The 20,918-nt window shown below is 43.9% G+C and carries 18 protein-coding genes; 7 read left to right on the top strand and 11 right to left on the bottom strand.

From position 1 onward, the window contains the following. The 4 genes from JMY01_RS09325 to JMY01_RS09310 all read left to right on the top strand — a co-directional run bounded on the left by JMY01_RS09325 (position 1) and on the right by JMY01_RS09310 (position 5,147). Positions 1-2,424, top strand: a complete 2,424-nt coding sequence (locus JMY01_RS09325) for a xanthine dehydrogenase family protein molybdopterin-binding subunit (protein ID WP_201575293.1) — start codon at positions 1-3, stop codon at positions 2,422-2,424. Positions 2,425-2,533: 109 nt separating this feature from the next. Beyond that, positions 2,534-3,868: an XdhC family protein gene (locus JMY01_RS09320; RefSeq protein WP_201575292.1), complete on the top strand. Its 1,335-nt coding sequence runs from the start codon at positions 2,534-2,536 to the stop codon at positions 3,866-3,868. Further along, a complete protein-coding gene (locus JMY01_RS09315) occupies positions 3,868-4,554 on the top strand; it encodes a nucleotidyltransferase family protein (RefSeq protein ID WP_201575291.1) in 687 nt (228 codons plus the stop codon). Before JMY01_RS09320 ends, JMY01_RS09315 begins: the two co-directional genes overlap by 1 nt. A 20-nt stretch (positions 4,555-4,574) precedes the next feature. Then, positions 4,575-5,147 carry a GNAT family N-acetyltransferase gene (locus tag JMY01_RS09310; protein WP_201575290.1) on the top strand — a complete coding sequence of 191 codons (573 nt, stop codon included), beginning with the start codon at positions 4,575-4,577 and terminating at the stop codon, positions 5,145-5,147. A 28-nt stretch (positions 5,148-5,175) separates the two neighbouring features. Here the strand turns inward: JMY01_RS09310 and JMY01_RS09305 are convergent, their stop codons facing one another. From JMY01_RS09305 to JMY01_RS09280, 6 genes are all read right to left on the bottom strand, one after another. Beyond that, entirely contained in the window at positions 5,176-5,847 is a 672-nt protein-coding gene (locus JMY01_RS09305) for a methyltransferase (protein WP_201575289.1), read from the bottom strand. A 357-nt stretch (positions 5,848-6,204) separates the two neighbouring features. Further along, the gene (locus JMY01_RS09300; protein ID WP_201575288.1) at positions 6,205-6,810 is read right to left on the bottom strand and encodes a hypothetical protein; all 606 of its coding nucleotides are present in this window, start codon (positions 6,808-6,810) and stop codon (positions 6,205-6,207) included. A gap of 89 nt (positions 6,811-6,899) precedes the next feature. Then, on the bottom strand, positions 6,900-7,550 hold the full coding sequence (locus tag JMY01_RS09295) for a hypothetical protein (RefSeq protein WP_201575287.1): 651 nt from the start codon (positions 7,548-7,550) through the stop codon (positions 6,900-6,902). Between the two features lie 92 nt (positions 7,551-7,642). Further along, complete coding sequence (locus tag JMY01_RS09290; protein ID WP_201575286.1) at positions 7,643-8,392, bottom strand: PhnD/SsuA/transferrin family substrate-binding protein; 750 nt, start codon at positions 8,390-8,392, stop codon at positions 7,643-7,645. Between the two features lie 3 nt (positions 8,393-8,395). Beyond that, the gene (locus JMY01_RS09285) at positions 8,396-8,890 is read right to left on the bottom strand and encodes a PAS domain-containing protein (RefSeq protein WP_201575285.1); all 495 of its coding nucleotides are present in this window, start codon (positions 8,888-8,890) and stop codon (positions 8,396-8,398) included. Positions 8,891-8,998: 108 nt separating this feature from the next. After that, entirely contained in the window at positions 8,999-9,361 is a 363-nt protein-coding gene (locus tag JMY01_RS09280; RefSeq protein ID WP_201575284.1) for a roadblock/LC7 domain-containing protein, read from the bottom strand. Positions 9,362-10,009: 648 nt separating this feature from the next. On the opposite strand from JMY01_RS09280, the gene gdhA reads away from it, so the two are divergent. Both gdhA and JMY01_RS09270 read left to right on the top strand, forming a co-directional pair. Next, the gene (gene gdhA / locus JMY01_RS09275) at positions 10,010-11,356 is read left to right on the top strand and encodes an NADP-specific glutamate dehydrogenase (RefSeq protein ID WP_201575283.1); all 1,347 of its coding nucleotides are present in this window, start codon (positions 10,010-10,012) and stop codon (positions 11,354-11,356) included. Positions 11,357-11,949: 593 nt separating this feature from the next. Beyond that, positions 11,950-12,540: a PepSY domain-containing protein gene (locus JMY01_RS09270; protein ID WP_201575282.1), complete on the top strand. Its 591-nt coding sequence runs from the start codon at positions 11,950-11,952 to the stop codon at positions 12,538-12,540. Between the two features lie 126 nt (positions 12,541-12,666). Here JMY01_RS09270 and hutI read toward each other — a convergent pair whose 3' ends face one another. The 5 genes from hutI to JMY01_RS09245 all read right to left on the bottom strand — a co-directional run bounded on the left by hutI (position 12,667) and on the right by JMY01_RS09245 (position 19,724). Beyond that, complete coding sequence (gene hutI / locus JMY01_RS09265) at positions 12,667-13,986, bottom strand: imidazolonepropionase (protein ID WP_227677811.1); 1,320 nt, start codon at positions 13,984-13,986, stop codon at positions 12,667-12,669. Between the two features lie 287 nt (positions 13,987-14,273). Beyond that, positions 14,274-15,401 carry a formimidoylglutamase gene (locus tag JMY01_RS09260; RefSeq protein WP_201575281.1) on the bottom strand — a complete coding sequence of 376 codons (1,128 nt, stop codon included), beginning with the start codon at positions 15,399-15,401 and terminating at the stop codon, positions 14,274-14,276. Between the two features lie 101 nt (positions 15,402-15,502). Further along, positions 15,503-17,065 carry a histidine ammonia-lyase gene (gene hutH, locus JMY01_RS09255; protein WP_201575280.1) on the bottom strand — a complete coding sequence of 521 codons (1,563 nt, stop codon included), beginning with the start codon at positions 17,063-17,065 and terminating at the stop codon, positions 15,503-15,505. Positions 17,066-17,120: 55 nt separating this feature from the next. Further along, positions 17,121-18,854 carry a urocanate hydratase gene (gene hutU / locus JMY01_RS09250; RefSeq protein WP_201575279.1) on the bottom strand — a complete coding sequence of 578 codons (1,734 nt, stop codon included), beginning with the start codon at positions 18,852-18,854 and terminating at the stop codon, positions 17,121-17,123. Between the two features lie 168 nt (positions 18,855-19,022). Continuing rightward, a complete protein-coding gene (locus JMY01_RS09245) occupies positions 19,023-19,724 on the bottom strand; it encodes an IS1 family transposase (protein ID WP_201575278.1) in 702 nt (233 codons plus the stop codon). Positions 19,725-19,946: 222 nt separating this feature from the next. Here JMY01_RS09245 and JMY01_RS09240 point away from each other — a divergent pair, with 222 nt between their 5' ends. Beyond that, the gene (locus JMY01_RS09240; protein WP_227677809.1) at positions 19,947-20,678 is read left to right on the top strand and encodes a UTRA domain-containing protein; all 732 of its coding nucleotides are present in this window, start codon (positions 19,947-19,949) and stop codon (positions 20,676-20,678) included. Positions 20,679-20,918: the final 240 nt, after the last annotated feature.

The raw sequence follows: 20,918 nt of genomic DNA, 5'->3' as shown, positions 1-20,918 counted from the left end.
ATGGCACTATTAGAATCAATCACCCAGTCAGAACCAACCAAAAAACTGACCATGGATGAGCCTGTTGAAACGCTATTTAGCACAACGGCAAGCAAGCTAGTTGGTAAGCCAATCAACCGTGTTGATGGTTCCCTAAAGGTTAGCGGTCAAGCGAAATACAGTGCCGAAATACGCTTGGACAATCAAGCCTATGGTGTATTGGTAGGCGCGACCATTGCTAAAGGTCAAGTTGAGAGTATCGATAGTGACTCTCTAAAAGGCATTCCTAATATTATTAAAGTAGTGACCGATCCTGAGCACTTTTTGCGTAACTCTCAACAAGGGACAAAAACTAAAGCACCCAAGCAAGGGGTTAGCGAGATTTTTTATCATGGTCAGCCTATTGCTGTCGTGGTTGCTGAGACTTTTGAGGCGGCAAGAGAAGGCGCTAAAGCGCTGAAAGTGACTTATAAGGATGAGACTGACCAAGCGGCACTGAACTTTACCCAAGAGCTCTCTAACGCACATGCGGTAGATGAAAAAAAAGGCTCTGATAAAAATAATGTCCAAGGCGATCCAGACCAAGGATTAGCTGATGCGGCAGTGACCGTTGATCGCTTTTATCATACCCCAAGTCAAAGCAACTCTCCGATGGAGCCCCATACAACGTTGGCTCATTGGGAAGGCGATAAGCTCGTTCTGTATACTTCCAATCAGATGCTCGCTTCTTGCAAACAGCAAGTCATGGATGCTCTGGACCTAAATAAAGATCAAGTACAACTGATCGCACACTATGTGGGTGGTGGGTTCGGTAGTAAGCTCGGTATTGCTCCTGAATCTATTGCAGCGGCGATTGCTGCGAAAGATCTGGGTCGTCCTGTGCTAATCACTATGACGCGTTCACAAGTGATGGAAGCAACGGTCAGACGCTCAAACACGCGTCAGCGTATCGCAATCGGCGCGAACAATGACGGCGTGATCGATACATTGATTCACGATACGATCTCTAGTAATTTGCCAGGTGAGGCTTTCTTTGAGCCAACTGCTCTATCTACGCACCATCTATATAGCGGCAAAAACCGCCGTGTGAATTATGAGATGGTAGACATGAACCAAGTGTTGTCAGGTTCTATGCGTGCGCCTGGCGAAGCGGTAGGTATGATCGCGCTTGAATGTGCCATGGATGAGCTTGCCACACAGTTGGAGATTGATCCGGTTGAACTACGCCGTCGTAATGAGCCAGAGCAAGATCCGAGTCAAGATATTCCTTTCTCAACGCGCCAATTGATTGCCTGTATGGAACAAGGTGCTGAGCATTTTGGTTGGAGTGAGCGAAACGCCAAGCCTGCCAGTCAATTAGAAGGTGACTGGTGGATAGGTACAGGCATGGCGGCGGCTGCCCGTGGTAACCAATTACAGCCATCTGAAGCACGTGCAACCCTACAGGTAGATGAGTCAAAAGCACTTGGTATCAAAGCAGTTATCGAGACAGACATGACCGACATCGGTACGGGTTCCTATACGGTGTTTTCTCAAATTGCAGCTGAGCTATTAGGACTGCCGATTGATCATGTTGAGATGAAACTAGGTGACAGTGCATTGCCACCAGCATCAGGCTCAGGTGGCAGTTGGGGTGCTGCGAGTGCGGGTAGTGGTGTCTATCTTGCTTGTGAGCAGCTGCGTGAAATGCTAGCAGAAAAAGTTGGTCTGTATCCTGACAACATTCAGTTAGACAATGGTCAAATCAAGAAAACAGGCGAGCATGCTTTAACGGCAATGGAAGCTGCCAAAAAGAGAGGCCAATCATTTGCTGACAGCACTATTGATAAGCTATCGCAAACCACAGGGCTTTCGCTATCAGGACAGTCAGCATCACAAGAGTATGATTTTGATAATACAGAGTCTTATGCGCTTGCGGATGTGGTCGCTGACTATGATGAGCAAAAAATCACTGCCAAAGGCCAGATAAAACCGGGTAAGAACGGTAAGAGCCATCGCCAAGCCTCTTTTGGTGCGAACTTCGCTGAAGTGGCGGTTCATAAAGTCACTGGTGAGATTCGGGTGAAACGTATGACAGGTGCATTTGCCGCTGGTCGTATTCTGAACCACAAAACTGCAACGTCGCAATGCTATGGCGGTATGGTGTTCGGTATTGGCTCAGCGTTGATGGAAGAAGTGATTCATGACAAACGTGACGGTCGTCTCTGTAACCATGACCTTGCCGAGTATCATGTGCCAGTTAATGCGGACGTACCGCAGTTAGATGTCATATTGGTAGAAGAAGATGATCCTTATACCAATCCAATGCACATCAAAGGTATCGGTGAGACGGCTATTGCAGGTGCTGCTGCCGCGATTGCCAATGCTATCTATAATGCGGTCGGTGTGCGTGTTTATGACTTCCCGATTACCCTCGACAAGCTGCTTTATGAGATGCCAGAGTAGTTTTTTAAATTAACTTGTATACAAAAAGAACCCGCCTAAGCTGCGGGTTTTTACACCCTAACGGTTTATAACATAAGCAAGTTATAACATAAGCAAAACAAGAGGCGTTATGAATCAAATCGCTGACATTCTCAAGCTAGCAGGTGAGGCCGCTCAACAAAACGTTGATGCTGTACTGGCAACGGTCGTCCGTACCGAAGGCTCAGCGTACCGTCGTGCTGGCGCGATGATGCTTATATGCGCAGATGGACGCTCGGTCGGAATGATAAGTGGTGGCTGCCTTGAGCCGCATATTATCAAACGTGCCTTTTGGCTTACCCGTAATGGCGCTAACGTGCAGGTTTATCAAACGGGCGATGATATTGAATACACCAAAAATGGCGAAGCGAAAGCAGCTGCTAAAGAAGAGACGTCCGAAAATGATTTTTTAAATGTTGATTTCCATGACGAGCCAGATCTTGATTTAGACGAGTTGAATTTTGGCTTAGGATGTAATGGACGGGTACATGTTTTGTTTGAGCGCTTGGCAACTGCGACGCCGTTGTTAGATACCATTAGTCAAGTTCGACATACTCAGCAGTCCGTCACGATAGCCACATTAATTCGCTCTGCTAGTCGCCAAAACTCAAATCCTGAACTGCAAATCGGTATGCGTATTGATCTGGATGATTATACCGAGTCAGGACAAATTATGACTATAGGCGCTAATGGCATTGGCACTAATCGTATTGAGACTAATAACAGCTTAAATCAATCAGGATCTGATGCTTCAAATACTCTTATCAATACGGTTGAAAATTTAGCACAGTATGAGCTTGGTGATAAAAACGCTGAATACGTGGTCATAAAAAGTGAAGACAGTAAACATTTAACAACAGAGTGGCTGGTACAAAGATTAGAGCCACAAATCCGTCTGCTGATTTGCGGTGCAGGCAATGATGTCATGCCGCTGGTCACCATGGCAAAGCTGCAAGATTGGCATGTCACAGTTATAGATAGTCGTGCGCAATATGCTACGCGTATGCGTTTCCCGCAAGCAGATGAAGTGCTGCCGCTAGCGTTAGAAGATACGGATACCTTGCTAAAGCTCAGTCATAACGCTGCCGTTGCTTTGATGTCGCATAGCTTGAGTCAAGATCGCGCTCGTTTGGCTGTATTACTAGCGCATGCCAATCATTATAAATATCTTGGACAACTAGGGCCGCGCTATCGTACCGAGCGTTTAATTGAAGAAATTAGTGCTACTAACGTCAATCCTGCGAGTTTATCTGTTGGTATAAACAAATTACATTATCCTATCGGCTATAAGTTAGGTGGCGATGGCCCCGAAGCTTTAGCTCTGGGTATCATGGCGCAAATAAATACGGTCATGCATAATCAAGCATCGCCAGCTAAATGTGTAGATTTAGCAAATAGCAATATAGCTATGATGGGCCACGCATAATGACTAAAAATCATGCCGTTATTATTTTAGCTAGTGGTCTCAGTCAGCGCCTTGGCCAAGCAAAGCAGCTACTCAAGAAAGATGGCGAACCGTTAATTCGTTATATGACCAAGCTTGCATTAGCGACCCAGCCGAAAGCCATTATGATTGTTATTCCTGAAGATAATCCATTAATAGCCAGTGCGGTTACCGAGTTAGCTACTCAGTATGCCATTATTCACATGGTTACGAACCCAACACCCGAAACAGGGATGGCGCATAGTTTATATTTAGGTATTGAGGCATTAGTTAATCTTGACGACAGTCTCATTAATCACATTTTGATAATGGGGATTGATCAAATCTTACTTAATGAGTCGCATTTAATAGAGCTGCTAGCGGGTCAACAAACTGTGGTTGCAAGTGGCTATAGTAGCTTAAGACATTGGAGCAATGGGCAGGACTTAGATGAAACAACTGATACTGAAGCCTTTAAAAAAGATATCATCGGACTGCCTTTATCGATTGATTACGAGTTGCTAAAACAATGGCAAGCATTGTTAACAGGGGATAAGGGGCTGCGTCATCTGATTCGAGGACTGCCCGTTATCCAAATCAGTAGCGTTGATAATCATCAGCTTAGCTATGACATTGACACGCCTGAGCAACTTGTTTACGCTAGGCAACAAGGCTGGGTTAATGAGTAGTTTAAAATAGCGAATATTCTATGATACCTGTGTTAGAAACAGAACGGCTTATTCTCAGGCAATGGCAGCCAACTGACTTTGCTGTTTTTGCTGAAATGAATGCCGATTCTGAAGTGATGCGTTACTTTCCTAAACTATTATCTCCTGCGTTAAGTGACGTTATCGCTAATAAATGCCAGCAGCTTATTACAGATAAAGGCTGGGGTTTTTGGGCGGTCAGCCGAAAAGGCTATTCAGAAAATGGTAATGATTTTATCGGTATGGTTGGCTTGAATGAGGCCCATGCGGATATGCCATTTGCCCCTTGTGTAGAGATTGGTTGGCGGTTGCATAAGGACTGTTGGGGACAAGGATATGCAACTGAATCCGCGCGAGCGTCGCTGAAATTTGCTTTCGAAGTTTTAGCGCTTAACGAGGTAGTTGCCTCCACCGCAGTCGCTAATAAGCACTCGCAGCTGATCATGCAGCGCATAGGCATGATAGATACACAGGAAGGTTTTTATCACCCTATGCTTGACTCTGAGCATCCACTTGCCGAGCATGTGCTCTATAAAATAACGCGTCAAAAGTGGCAAAATATTGCCACGACTTAACTTTGTTTATGATTAGCGTGAACTGGATTTATTCAACACGACCCCGTGAAAACGTTAAAATATGACCTTTAAATGGCTGATCAAGATAGGTGGTATTTTCGGGCTTGACGTGTTGACTGCTAAAACCATATTCAAGCATTTTATTGGTCAGCTTGTTTTTGCGGCCACGACCAGGGTCTACGACGATGACTTCACATTTTGGCAACGCATGACGCTCAATAAATTCGGCTAAAATATCAATATGTTGGTCCTCATAAAGTAAGTCACTGCCGATAATCATATCAAACTTGCCAAGGTGACTATTGTCCTCGGCCCAGTCTAAACGTTCAAAATTAATTTCTTTATTATTATTCAAAGTGGTATTACGATCAAGGAAGTACTCGACCGTTGGGTGATAATCAGTCGCGGTGATATCCGCATGCCGATGATTGAGCAATAAACTAGATAATGCCATGCCGCAGCCAACCTCCAAGATACGTTTGCCTGCAATATCGTAATCGAGCATATGATTGGCAAGCACCAAGCTTGAGGGCCAAATGACGCCAAACAGTGGCCAAGAAGCCGAGCAAATGCCCAAATTTAGCGCCTCATCATCTGGGTCACTGAATTGTTGATTGTCACGCAGGGTACAAATATGAATGTCTGTATTGCCAATTTCAATCGTTTGATAACGCACGCGCACAGTAGTTAGCGAAGTCATAAACCATCCTAAAAAATAAGCAAAAGTGCAAGGTTTGGCAAAGGTTGCCACGATCAGGAGTTAGAGGAAAGATGAGTTAATAGTTTATATAAAAAAGTGAGACTGGTTTAATACCAGTATGCCTGATAGCTTGGTGAGTTATTGTTACTTAGTAGGATATTATCATTAAGAGTATTACTGAGGAGGAATCTCATAGAATGGCTGGGTTTTAGAGAAAATAATTGTAGAGCGGAGAGTATGCAAAAATGATTGAGGTGAAAGTTGAGGTGATAAAAATACAAGTGCATCTGGTCTTGTGACAGATGCACGAGAGGTTCAGTTGGTTATAGAAAGCTGGTTATGAGCAGAAAGTAAGCTCTAGCTATCAAACTTAAGCCCAGAGGTTTTCAGAGCCCAAATCAATTCGATAAAGGCACGATTATTGGTCAAGGGTTCGCCATCGATGATGAGAGCATAGCCGCTCCCGTCAATCCATAAGAACACAAAGCTGGTCTCAGGAATGAGCAGATCTACTTGCTGAAAGAATGATATCGCTTGGCTTTCAATTGCCCAGCCGCGCTGCTTTTGACGTATCATAAAACCAGAAAAATCTGCCGCTGCCACACTGAGCATGTCGGCTTCTTCTTGAGTATAACCAATACGTGCTAAGCAAAACCCTTCATCTGAGGCAATAGCCGCACGGCGCTTACCTGATAAGCTTGCCACGACGTAAGGCAAAAACTGATCAAGTGGCAGATTGGGTGCTGGCAAGAAGGTCGATAGCTTTTCAATAAATCCTTGCTCAACGAAGCTTTCTAACCAAAGCTCTGAGTACTCTTCCAGCCAATCTGCTACGAGCAAGGTCTCCCGACCTGACAATAGAGCTTGTAGTGCCAGCTGCATGTCAGTTGGCTCACTTTGAGAAAATGCTTCAAACACGCCAGCAGGAGTTAGAGTAATATACGTTTTGTGAGACGTGGACATGAGAGCTACCTTGTAAGTCGTTAAAAGAAAAATAATCTATGATCTATGAACATGCAAAAACCAGGCCATAAGGGCGATGTGTTATTTTCTTAGTTTATACTTAAGGGTTCACTTTCTGCTTGATGCTCAGTATCAATCTGCTCTAGCTGTCGTTGACAATGACTCCAGCGCTCATCAAACTGCCAATCGCTTTTACCTAAGCGAAACCAAACAATAGAAAAGGCCAGACGATCATTACAAGCCAGACAATGAGCAAAAAACTCACGTTCAACTTGTTCGATGATGTTCCAATCACCTGCATCACGCGCGCTCATCAGCTCGTTGGTAATATTTTTGGCGATCTCTTTAGCATCATCGCTACTGATACGTAGTCGATGAGTTTGTACGTTAAGGGATGGCGTGACCAGTACGCTCCAGCGTGTCGCAAACTCACTGCTGTGTCTTATGTAATCAAGTTTATTAATACAATTATGAAAAGCTTGCTCTATCTGTGGATGCAGACGACCTTGGATACGAGCAAACACACTCTTAATATCATAAGGTATATCATACCAACAGCCAAAGAAAAAGTCAGCGACAGCGCCTTGCAAAGGCTCTTTTTCATTCAGTAACAAAGCCGCATTGATACGCTGTTCGTGGTAGTAGCGGTTATTGGGTGCTGAAAAAATCTTGCGCGAATAGTAGCGAAACACGCGGCGTGCTTCCCTCTCATTTTCTTTGATAAGATCTATGTCAGGCATAATAGAGTCCTTTAGGTCATGTCACTGTTGCTACTGCGCTGCGACAGGTCATGACCTAACTAAGCAAGTTGCAGAAAGATGCAAATAAGCGTCTAGTCGAGTAAGGTTTGCATCAAATCAATCATAAACTCGGCGTCTTCTTCATTCATTGCCTCAAACCCTTGAGGCATACCAAGCTCGGCCAACGCCTCTTTACCATCCTCATCGTTATGCAAATTAAGAATGGCATCCATGAATACTTTGGTATCAGGAAAACCCTCTTTGATGAGTAGGACATGGCTAATATCAGCGAGGTCACTTTCGATAAGCACGGATAGCTGGGCTTTGGTTAAGCGTGAAAAGCTGTGAAATACCTCTGCCAAAAAGAAAGCGGCTTGCGCATCACCTTTGATAACTTTTCGAGCGGCAGCTTGATAGTTCTCTGTGACATCCCAGTTAAGATCAGTCTCTTCTATATCAACGGCCTCTAGTAAGCGTAAACCAATCAGCTTAACATCACGGTTATCTGCCATAGCAACGGTTGCGCTAGCTTTGATATCTTCTAAGCTATTGATGTCGCTATTTGCGGCAGCAGCAATCACCATCTCATCGGACTTACCGATAGGGCGGGCAACCGCTTGGTAGCCTTGTTCACGAATAAGTGTCGCTGCATCAAAAGGGTTGGCATAAATGACCTGAATGTCCTCAGTGCCAATCACTTGCTCTTGCTCGGCATGTGAGGCAGGGATATTTAGGTGCATATTTAGATTGGCGCGCTTTTGAATCAAAGTGTTGAACATGTGCCAGCCTGCAAAACGCTCGGGCGAAAAATCAGGAGCGATTAACATATTGTGTGTCGTCATGATTTAATCTTCCTCATTTTGTTTCATGTCAGCATATTGGACAATAGCGGCTTCGATTTTGCTGCGAGATGGCTTACGACGTACAGACGTATAGCCTACGGTTTCACCGCGACGAACATTAGGCACTACAGTGGCATAAACCCAATAGTGGCTGCCATCTTTGCATAGGTTTTTGACATAGCCATGCCATTTTTGACCCGCTTCTACGGTATCCCACAGGTCTTTGTAAGCTGCTTTTGGCATATCAGGATGGCGCAAAATAGATTGTGGTTGACCGATGAGCTCGTCCACACTATAGCCACTAATCTCGACGAAGGCATCGTTGACATGGGTCAGAACACCGTCTAAATCTGTACGCGAAACAATGAGCTTACCATCAGGGTAGGGACGTTCGATATCAGTATCATAGATAGTGCGTGAAGTACCATCATAATAGGTCAGAGTGATTTGCTCAGCTGGCATATCAGGACTAAGTGCATCAGGAATTGGAGAGCACATAATAATCTCCTATAATTGTTATTATATTTAAGTCAAATCATCAGTTTTTGGTCGCTATTTATTTGTTACTACTTAATAGCTTTACTGAATAATACTGACGTTTGTCTGTTAGATAAGTTTTGAAAGCGCCTCTGAAGCACGCTTAATATCTAGAAAGATAAGGCCAAGTTTGGCATTAGGTTTTGCCAAGATCGTTAGTACAGCTTCTTTACCTGCTGAAGTCATGATGACGTAGCCTTTTTCACCTTGAATCATAATGCGATCAATACTGCCACGAACCAGCTCACGACCTGCTCTTTCACCCAAAGACAGTAAGGCTGCCGACATAGCACCAACACGATCCTCATCAATTCCTGTTGGCAATGCTGAAGCAATCATTAAACCATCGTTTGAGATTAGAGATGATGCTTCAACATCTGCTGATGAACTGTTTAGGTCTTCTAAAATTTGTTGGAAAGAATCTGTACGCATGTGATGTCTCTATAATTTATTATTGAATGGATACAAACCATATATTGATAAAACTATAAAAAAGCTATAGTGCTAAGATTCGCATTATAATGCCTTACTGACTATATTGATATGGCTAAACCAAAGTATTTTTTAAAAATAAAACGATTTTATGCCTTTTAAGCTATGTTTAATACCGTTCATATTAGTTTATGGACTATATAAGCGACTAAATGCTGAGGATAGAGACTTTTTGCATTTCGTCTATACTTATAGCCATTCATAATTAGTAGCATTTATATTGCAATATGGGATTGACTTTTTTGAGCAGCAAGGTAAATTAAATGGGATGGGTTAAGTAACGAGTTGTATCTAATCCTATGATAAAGCTGCTCACTATCTGCACGATCTATGTAATACTGTCTCAATCCATGCAAAATCGGCAGTTTTAAATTGATATGTAAGAAGCTTAAGAGTGATATGGTTATTCACCATGCGCCATCGCGGCTGCTCAGCCCCTTAGCCTGTCAAGATCCAATCCCGCCTGTTTTTATGTACTAAACGCATAAAAGCATCCGTAATCATGCATCGACAATATTATTTAGAGTAATACGATATTGTGCGGATGTGATCCAGCAATACCACCTGTATTATCGTTAAGGAAGCTATATGAGTATCAGCCAGGCCATCGAAAATATTGAAGCACGCTATGCGCATCAATCTGAGTTTGTTCAAGCCGTGAAAGAAGTCGCGCTTACCATTGCACCTTTATATGAAGCCCATCCTGAGTATGAAGAATTCAAAATATTTGAGCGTTTAGTAGAGCCTGACCGTGTCATTGGTTTTCGTATCAACTGGGAAAATGATAAAGGCGAAGTTCAGGTAAACCGTGGGTGGAGGGTGCAATTTTGCAACGCTTTAGGTCCTTATAAGGGCGGTGTTCGTTTCCACCCCACTGTCAACCAATCAGTCTTAAAGTTTTTGGGTTTTGAGCAAATCTTCAAAAATGCCTTGACGGGCTTACCAATGGGCGGCGGTAAAGGTGGCTCAGACTTTGATCCTAAAGGGAAGTCTGACAGTGAAATTCGCCGTTTTTGCTATGCCTTCATGCGCGAGTTGCACCATTATGTAAATAAAGACATTGACGTGCCAGCCGGTGATATCGGTGTTGGTGGCCGTGAAGTTAGCTACATGTTTGCGATGTACAAGAACCTAACCCATGAGTACGGCGGTGTATTGACAGGTAAAGGCGTAGGCTTTGGTGGTAGTTTGATGCGTACTGAGGCAACAGGTTATGGTGCGGTTTATTTTTTAGAAAACATGCTAAAAGCCCAAAACGAAAATATCGAAGGTAAAACAGTACTCATCTCAGGTGCTGGTAACGTCTCACTGCATGCTGCTGAAAAAGTCTGTATGTTGGGTGGTCATGTGGTGACTGTTTCTGATTCGCAAGGTACCTTGTATGATGAAAAAGGTCTCAATCAAGAAAAAATCGATTGGCTAAAGAAGCAAAAAGAACACAGTAAACCATTGGCTGATTATGTCGGTGTGTATGGTGGTGAGTGGTTCCCTAAGCAAAAGCCATGGCATATTAAAGGCGACATCGCTATCCCATCAGCGACGCAAAACGAAGTCAATGAAGATGATGCCAAGCTTATGGTCGAAAACGGTATCAAATATGTTGTCGAAGGCGCTAATATGCCGTTGACTGCTGATGCCGTTGATCATATCCGTCTGCACCGCGTGCATTATGCACCAGGTAAAGCGGCCAATGCTGGCGGTGTGGCAGTATCTGCACTTGAGATGTCACAAAACTCAGTACGTCAGTATAAAACCTTTGAGCAAATAGATTTGCGTCTTAAAAATATCATGAGAAATATTCATGACTGTGCAGCTGATGCTTCAGAGGAATATAACCAAACAGATAATGGTTATATTGACTATATGGCAGGTGCAAATATCGTAGGCTTCAAACGTGTGGCCGATGCATTGTGCGCGTATGGTATTTTGAACTAAAATACTTAATACCTTTGATCGGCACTCAGATTGCTATCAAGATACAGTTAATTATCAAGGCATAAGTAAGTTGAGCAATTAATATTCATACCTGCTTTATAATAGCTTTATCAAAAAAACCGCTTCTATCATGTTTATGGAAGCGGCTTTTTTGTGTTGTAAATATAAATTATACCAAACCCAAAAAGTGCGATTAACTTTGTCAAACTTGCTAAGTCTACTAGGTGTAGTACTTGCACAAGTTTTCCGCGTTACTTTAATTTTTGGAAATGGTATTAATACGCTAAAATCGCTCTATTCGTTATAAAAATCTAGCCAATGCAATGAGCATTACCTACAGTTTTTACTTAGACTAGATCGGTTTTAGCTATCAGCAGTGCTCATTTGTGAATGTTCAACAGACCCTAAGTAAAATCGTACAAATTAAAATTCTAACATTCAATAAACCCTATTAATCATAGAATGTTTTTAGTACATATTGCTACATTTAGATACTTTTATATCCCAAAGCTGTGTTTATTTAATCGTAAAATAAATATAAATCCATACTGTTTGTAAGGTATAAGGATAATAGTCTCATCAAGGAGAAAACGATGAATAAAACATTGAAGCGCCTTCAAGTCACTACACTAGGAACTTGTCTGGCTCTAGCTTTAGGCACAGGTGTGATTAGTACCACTGCTCATGCCGTTTCAGCAGCAGAAGTACGTGCCGCTCAATCTGTCAAGATTAGCTTAAGACAGGCGGTTAGTGTGGCTCTAAGAGATGTTCTTGATGATGTTTCTGTCATCCTAATCAATGCAGACTTCGACTATGAAGACAACGACTCTACCAGTGGCGGTGGGGTGTATGATCTTGAGTTTACTGATGGTAAGGCTGAATATAAAGTAAAAGTCGACGCGCGCACGGCTCGAGTGGTTGATACGGATACCGATAGTCTAGATGACAGTGAGGCAGATGACTACGAAAGACAAAAAAGAGCAAAGATAAATATTAAAGATGTTATTAATACCGTAGAAGATCGAGCCGATAGCCTTGTTTTGGGCATTGAATTCATACACAGTCAAGATTATCCTCGACATCCTACCTACTATCAGGTAGACAGGTTAAGAGGCGACCAAATCATGGAACTTAAAATCAATGCCGAAACGGGCCGAGAATTTGAGCGTAAAATCAAGAGATAAATCAGCGCCTATCAATCATCAAAACCTGCTAATCCTGTTAGCAGGTTTTTTTGGGTAAGCAAATGACATCAATAGCCCGAAAATAAAATTAATTTATTTTCGGTACAAGCTTTAATAGAAACTCTACTAACGCCATTGCCCCTGATACATTACCCCTTTAATAGGATTTAGCCCCATTTGATAAGCTAGGTCAGCAGGGCGCGCGATGTCCCATAACGCTAAATCAGCATCGTAACCCACTTCTATTTTGCCTTTTTTGGCGAGACCTAACGCTTGTGCCGCATGAACAGTTGCCCCTGCCAATACTTCTTCAGTAGTGAGATAAAATAGGGTACAGCCCATATTCATCGCTAATAACAGCGACGTCAATGGCGAAGTGCCGGGGTTGCAATCTGTTGAAACCGCAATCGGAATTTGATGTTTGCGCAATGCTTCTATCGGTGGCAACTTAGTATCACGTAGCGTATAAAAAGCACCTGGCAATAGCACGGCTACCGTGTTGCTTGCGGCCATTTTTTTAATATCATCTTCTGCTAAGTGCTCAAGATGGTCGCTTGATAGTCCTTGGTATTCTGCTACCAAAGCACTAGCGCCTATGTTTGAGAGCTGCTCAGAATGCAACTTAACTGGCAAGTCTAACGAGCGGGCAACGTCAAAGACGCGCTTAATCTGCTCAGCAGTAAAGGCGATGTTTTCACAAAAGCCATCGACTGCATCGACCAAGCCCTCGCTATGCAAGATTGGTAACCACTGGCAAACTTGTTCGATATAATCATCCGCGCGGTCCTTATATTCAGGCGGTAGCGCATGGGCGGCCAAATAAGTGGTGCTGACATGAATGTTGTGTTTGTCGCCGAGCGCGCGGGCGACTTTTAGCATTTTGCGTTCAGTTTCTAAATCCAGTCCATAGCCAGATTTGATTTCGACACTGGTCACGCCTTCTTTAATGAGCGCGAGCAGGCGTTTTTCACTTTGCGCAAACAATTCTTCCTCATTCGCTGCGCGGGTGGCGCTAACGGTTGAGACAATGCCGCCACCTTGTACCGCGATATCTTGATAACTGGCACCTTGCAATCGCGCTTCGAACTCGTTGCTGCGGTTACCGCCATAAACGATATGGGTATGACAATCGATGAGTCCAGGCGTGACCCAGTTACCCTCAACGTCTTTGATTTGATCATTTTTATATTGGGTAAGGTGGGGCTTTATTTGTTCATGCGTACCAACCCATGCAATTTTGCCGTCTTTGATACCGATAGCAGCGTTTTCTAACTGACCGTAAGGGGTACTTTTTTCTTGGTTGTTGCTTTGATTGTTGTTATAAATATCAAACCCGTATTGTGCTGAAAAGGTGGCGAGATTGGCATTAATAATGATGTAGTCAAACGATGTCAGGGTGGAATCATTTATAGGCATTTGATCTGTAGAATTTGTTGTATTAGTCATGATGTGCTCCTGCTCGTTATAGATTTAGTGCAGCCATCCATAGTCCGTTTACTTTAAAACAGATACTGTGTCGTTGGTAAAAACGTTTCTTGCTGTGGTGCTGCTGACAGAGGATGTGCAAAATTTACTTCAGTAGCCTTGTATGGTTGGTTTATTTTAAAAATGTTATAGCGTGACTGGTACAAATTTTACTCGCTTGTTGTGCGCAAGCGAGACAAAGGCTTCGCAAAATTCATCCCAGTCACTTGTATGAATACTCATAACACTTTTATTCAGTATCGATTTATTTATATTAAAAGTAAATGCTGCTCGATAATAGTCGCCAAGAGGCGAGCCGCGACTTTACAGCTGCGTGAATCAACATCAAAGGTCGGGTTAATCTCGGCAATGTCAGCCGTTTTTACTTTGCCTGATGCCATGATACGTTTGACCGCGCGCTCAACGAAGCTCAGCTCAATACCATAGGCGGCTGGCGCACTGACACCAGGTACGATGCTCGATGGCAAGCAATCCATATCAATGGTTAAGTAGATCACATCAACTTCATTGATGAAATTCTCTATTTGAGCAGCAATTTTTTTCCACTTTTTGTTGGTGCAATCTTCGTCACTGATGATATGAACGCCTAACTGCTCAGCACGGTCAAAGAGCGCGGCAGTATTGGAAAACCGACTGACGCCAATACAGCAATAGTGAAATGGCTGACCTTGTGCGTCAAGGTGCTCGGCAATTTGACGAAATGGCGTACCCGAGGTAGCGACATTAGACTGACGAATGTCTAGATGCGCATCAAAGTTAATCACCCCGATAGTAGGCATTGTGCTTGCATGGCTTTCAACATGGCTTTCAACATTATTTTTGACATCATTTTCAAAATAGTTTTCGACATTGCTAACGTTATTAGTAGGCTGATCGGTTTCTGATGACAGCGCCTGCCACAATCCTAAAAAACTGCCATAAGCGATGGCATGACCACCACCAAGTCCGATAGGTAGACCGCCTTGCTGGATAATATCACTTATCTTATCGGCATACTTTACTTGGGCTTGCTCAAGGGTACGCTCGGCAAAATCATCATTATCATGACAATGGATATCACCAGCATCACCTAGTAGAGTCGGCAGTTGACCCTCATAGCGTTGTTGTAACTCAGCGATGACCGGCAGCGCAGCAAATGCTTGACGAATCAAGGGCGGAGCCGCTCGTGCACCCACGCGTCCTTGATTACGTCTGACACCTTGGTCACAAGCGAACCCAACCAGTCCAATGCGCTGGCCGTTTTGCTGACTGGTGCTATCAAAAGCATAAGGCTGGGCTATTTGATACCAGTAGCGGGCGCGCGCAGTTTCAAACGGCTCAGCACGGCCTGTCCACCGACTCATATCAGCTGCGGTGTGGCTAACGGCTATTGTCATTGTTGACCTCCTTTCATAATATAAAACCTGACTCTCAATTTAGTATGGCTTACGCCAATAAAGCTAGATGGTTGAGAGTGGGTTTTATATATAAAAATTTGCTATTTAGACTCATACCAATCACTACGCAGTGACTGCCAGTGGCTTGTCAGAGTGCCATCTAATACCAGCTGCTTTGCTGCTTCGATATCAGGCGCTAGGTAGCGATCTTTATCATAAAAAGTGACTTGCTCGCGTAGTTTCTGATGTGCTGTCTGTAACGGCTCTGAAGTATCTAGTCCACGATGGAAGTCGATACCTTGACCAGCAGCCAATAGCTCAATACCAACGATGGTAGCGGTATTTTGCGCCATCTCATATAGGCGGCGCGCACAATAGGTTGCCATCGATACGTGGTCTTCTTGATTGGCAGAAGTTGGAATGCTATCAACGCTGCCAGGATGGGCGATAGACTTGTTCTCTGAAGCTAGCGCCGCTGCGGTCACGTGGGCAATCATAAAGCCCGAGTTCACCCCAGCATTATCAACTAGGAATGGCGGTAAGCCACCTGACAAGGTTGCATCAATTAATAAAGCCACACGGCGCTCAGACATAGACCCAATCTCGGCTATTGCCAATGCTAAAATGTCTGCAGCAAAGGCAACTGGCTCGGCATGGAAGTTACCACCCGAGATAGCCACTGGGCCATCATCGTTAGTGAAAATCAGCGGATTATCGGTTACCGCATTAGATTCAATTAATAAAGTCTTGCCTGCTTGGTTGATGATATCAAGGCAAGCACCCATGACTTGTGGCTGGCAGCGTAAGCAATAAGGGTCCTGTACTCTATCGTCTTGCTCACCATCATGGGAGGCGCGAATAGCACTGCCTTTAATCAGCTGACGATGCGCTTTGGCTATTTCAATTTGACCATGGTGACCACGCACTTCATGAATACGTGCGTCAAATGGGGCATCCGAGCCTTTGGCTGCATCAATAGACATTGAGCCGACGATGGTGGCTGTCTCAAGCAAGTCACGCGCTAAGAAATAGCCACGTAATGCCAGTGCCGTTGAGACCTGCGTACCGTTAATAAGAGCAAGACCTTCCTTTGCCGCAAGGGTAATTGGCTCAAGACCATGCTGCGCTAATGCCTCAGCAGCGGGTATTTTTTTGCCGCCAACATAGACGTCGCCTTCGCCCATCATGGCCAGCGTCATATGCGATAAAGGTGCTAAGTCACCAGAGGCGCCAACTGAACCTTTGGCCGGAATATTTGGCGTAATTTGATTATTAATTAAACCAAGTAAGCTATCGACCACAGCGCGTCGGACGCCAGAGACGCCTTGCGCTAAACTGGCAACTTTCATCACCATAATTAGCCTGACCACGTTGTCTGGTAGCGCCTCACCAGTGCCCACCGAGTGAGAAACGATAAGGTTACGCTGCAGTAGCTCAAGCTGATCATCACTGATACGGGTTTTTGCTAATAGGCCAAAACCGGTATTGATACCATAAGCGCTTTTATCACGCGCAATAATGGTACGTACATCTTCATGCGAGGCATCTATCGCCTCATAAGCACTGTCGGGTAGCGTCAATATGACAGGTTGCTCATAAATATCGCGCAACATCTCAAAGCTTAATTGGCGCGGGTATAGTGTTAGTTTTTTGATATCAGTCATGCGAGTTATCCTAGTTATATAACTATTTATTTTTATAGTGTAAAAGTGGTTTGTTCTATTTAATCATCGGTAGATTTAAGCCGTAGTCTTTCGCTGTTTTGATAGCCAGCTCATAGCCTGCATCCGCATGACGCATCACACCTGAGCCGCAATCATTGACCAGTACTCGCGCCAAGCGCTTGGCAGCCGCATCTGTGCCGTCAGCGACGATGACCATGCCAGAGTGCTGCGAGTAACCCATACCTACGCCGCCGCCATGATGCAATGACACCCAAGTGGCGCCGCCTGCGACATTGAGCATGCCGTTTAATAATGCCCAGTCAGACACAGCGTCCGAGCCATCTTTCATACTTTCTGTTTCGCGGTTTGGGCTGGCAACAGAGCCAGTATCCAAATGGTCACGGCCGATAACGATAGGACCTTTTAGCTCACCATTTTTAACCATCTCATTAAATGCCAAGCCTGCTTTGTCTCGTTCACCAAGACCTAACCAGCAGATACGCGCTGGCAAGCCTTGAAACTGAATGCGTTCTTTTGCCATGTCTAGCCAGCGATGAATATGCTGATTTTCAGGGAACAGCTCTTTAATTTTTTGATCGGTTTTATAGATATCTTCTGGATCACCTGATAATGCTACCCAGCGGAATGGGCCTTTGCCTTGGCAAAACAGCGGACGAATATAAGCAGGGACAAAACCTGGGAAATTAAAGGCGTTTTTTACCCCTTCATCAAAGGCAACTTGACGAATGTTGTTACCATAATCAGTCGTTGGGATATCCATTTCTTGTAGATCTAGCATGGCCTGTACGTGTACGGCACAAGACGCGGCGGCATCTTTGGTTAATGCGGCATGTTGGTCTGGATTTTCTTGTGCCGCTTTCCATTCTTCAACTGTCCAGCCACTTGGTAGATAGCCATTGATCAAATCATGAGCAGAAGTTTGATCAGTGACTAAGTCAGGTTTTATCTCGCCTGCATTGGCACGCTTGACCATCTCAGGCAAGATGTCTGCTGCATTACCAAGTAGCGCGATTGAGACCGCTTCACCTGCATCCGTATGTTGCTTAATCAGCTCATAAGCATGGTCAAGATTGTCAGCTTGCTTATCGACGTAACCCGTACGCAAACGGAAATCAATACTAGACTGTTGGCACTCGATGTTTAGAGAAGTCGCGCCAGCAAAGGTCGCGGCTAGTGGCTGTGCGCCGCCCATACCACCAAGACCAGCGGTCAAAATCCAACGTCCTGCCCAGTCGCCATCATAATGCTGACGACCTGCTTCTACAAAAGTTTCATACGTACCTTGCACGATGCCTTGCGTGCCGATATATATCCAGCTACCAGCGGTCATCTGGCCATACATAAATAGGTCTTTGCGATCAAGCTCATTGAAATGCTCCCACGTTGCCCAGCGCGGGACAAGGTTGGAGTTGGCAATCAATACGCGAGGTGCATTTTCATGAGTTTGAAAGACGCCAACCGGTTTGCCAGATTGCACTAATAGTGTCTCATCGTCTTCTAGTTCTTTAAGTGACGCGAGTATTTGATCATAGCTTTCCCAGTTACGGGCTGCACGTCCGATACCGCCATACACAACCAAGCTTTTTGGGTTTTCAGCGACGTCAGGGTGTAAGTTGTTTTGCAGCATGCGATAAGGCGCTTCGGTCAGCCAGCTTTTGCAATTCAGCGTACTGCCAGCCGGCGCAGCAATATTACGACTCTCATCACGACGCGTAAATTCATTATTGTTGCTGGTTCCGTTGTTGCTTATTTCATTGTCGGTAGTCATGATCATATCCTTGTGATTATCTATACAGTTTGCTGGTGACATTTTAGTAGTAGCATTATTTGGTATAACGTAAGTTGTATATACAAATTATCAAAGATTATTTTCTCATGCAAGGACTTTTTTATAAATAGTTAAATTATTGGTGGTGTTCTAAAAAGTATGCTGGCATCAGACGTAGCCATAATTGATATAAAAGAACACCAGATCGAATACTTTAAAGTGATTATCAAGCTTTTTTGAGAAGCAACAAGTCTTTCTAACCGGCCGACGCAATCGGTGTCTAAGACGACAGTTATTGCCTTCAATCCCTATCGTATGCTGTTTACCAATTCGTTTGTTATCACTTTTAAAGGCGGTTATAAAACTGTCCCAGTTGTCCATACTGATAGAGCCATAGCTGACTGTAAGCTGCTTTAAACGTGCTCTTAACTTCTTAGCCGTTTTTAGGTCACGTTTGCCCCAGACATAAGCGACAATCTCATTAGTAGCACGGTCATAAGCGTAGATGAGCCACACTTTACGTTTCTTGCGATATACGTAAGTCCAGAACTCATCAACCTCTAAGCGTTCATAGTAGCGCTTCTTAGGTACAATCTTGTAAATGGATGAGCCTATGGTGCTAAGCACTTTTCCAATACTAACCTTGGCTATAACTGCTATGTCTCTAACACCACAACCTCGGACAGTCATCAGTCGTATGATGTCTTCTATTCTAGAGTGACAGCCGTTATAGGTTATCGCATGATCGCCAATAAATTGGCGTTTACAGTCCTTACATTGATAGTTCTGCTTACCATAGCTTTTTATACCATTTTTCTTTAGACTAAGACTGTGACAGTCGGGGCAATTGATCTGTATTTGTGTCTTCATAACCTCAAATATATCATCTTGCTTCGGCTGTCACCCTCCTTTATTCCCTCAGCATACTTTTTAGAACACCACCTTATTATTTATGAAGTTGCTTTGTTAGATAGGCTGTTCTCATGGTGATTATGATAATGGTCATGATATTATGTCAGCACTTTTATAGCGGTATAGTGACACAATCGAAGACGACGGTTGAAGACGAGCATGACAAAGGTGAAGCGTGACATGACAAAAACAGTCCCAGCATATCAGCGGATTAAAAACGCAATATTGGATAATATCCATTCTGGAAAATGGCAGGCGGGCGAAGCTATCTCTACCGAAATGGCGTTGGCAGAAGAGTTTGGCGTATCGCGAATGACAGTAAACCGCGCCTTAAAAGAGTTAAGTGAAGAGCGGGTATTAGAGCGTCGGCAAGGGTCGGGGACATTTGTCGCACAGCAGCAGTTCAATCTTACCTTTGTAGAAGTGCGTAATATTGCTCAAGATTTAAAGTCGGCCAATCGCGATTATCAAGCACAAGTGCTGAGCAAACGCGCTATTACCGCGAGCATGTTAGATGATGAAATGCGCCGTAAATTTGATATTGATGCACATGAAGTTGATAGTACTGAAGCGGCTATTTTATATGAAGTAAAAATCATTCATTTCGCTGATGGTCAGCCGATACAGTTTGAAGAACGCTGGGTAGATGCGACAAAAGTACCAGCGTTCATTGAGCAAGATTTTAGCGTAGTGAATACCAGCGACTATCTCATTGCTGAAAGCCCACTTGAGCGCGGTAATTATACTATTCGCGCCTTAGCAGCACCTGATGAAATCGCTGATGCGCTACAGATTGCACCGCAATCACCGACGTTAGTGCTACGTCGTCAGACTTATTCTGCAGGGAAGGTATTGACCTTTGTGAAGATGTGGCATGCAGGGGATCGCTATCAGTTTTCGGGAGAGTTATAACGATTTTACGCATGCTCACTTTTTTTGTACGGTTATTCTTGCCACAGTACGATAGTATATGAGCTATAGCTAGTTGAAAACGAAACTGTCATAAGTTCAATAGCACATCCTCATATTTTTGCTTCTTCTATTTAGGACTAACCATACATCTAATTTTACTGTGAAGAATAATATAAAATGGTATTGAAAAAATGCTCAATATCCTCAAATCGGGCAATCAAAGCTAGATATTATAATGAA

Origin of the sequence: Psychrobacter sp. H8-1 (assembly GCF_904846575.1) — a bacterium.
GTDB lineage: Bacteria > Pseudomonadota > Gammaproteobacteria > Pseudomonadales > Moraxellaceae > Psychrobacter > Psychrobacter fulvigenes.
The sequence above is the reverse complement of the archived record's forward strand: the minus strand, read 5'-3'. Positions and strand labels throughout refer to the sequence as shown.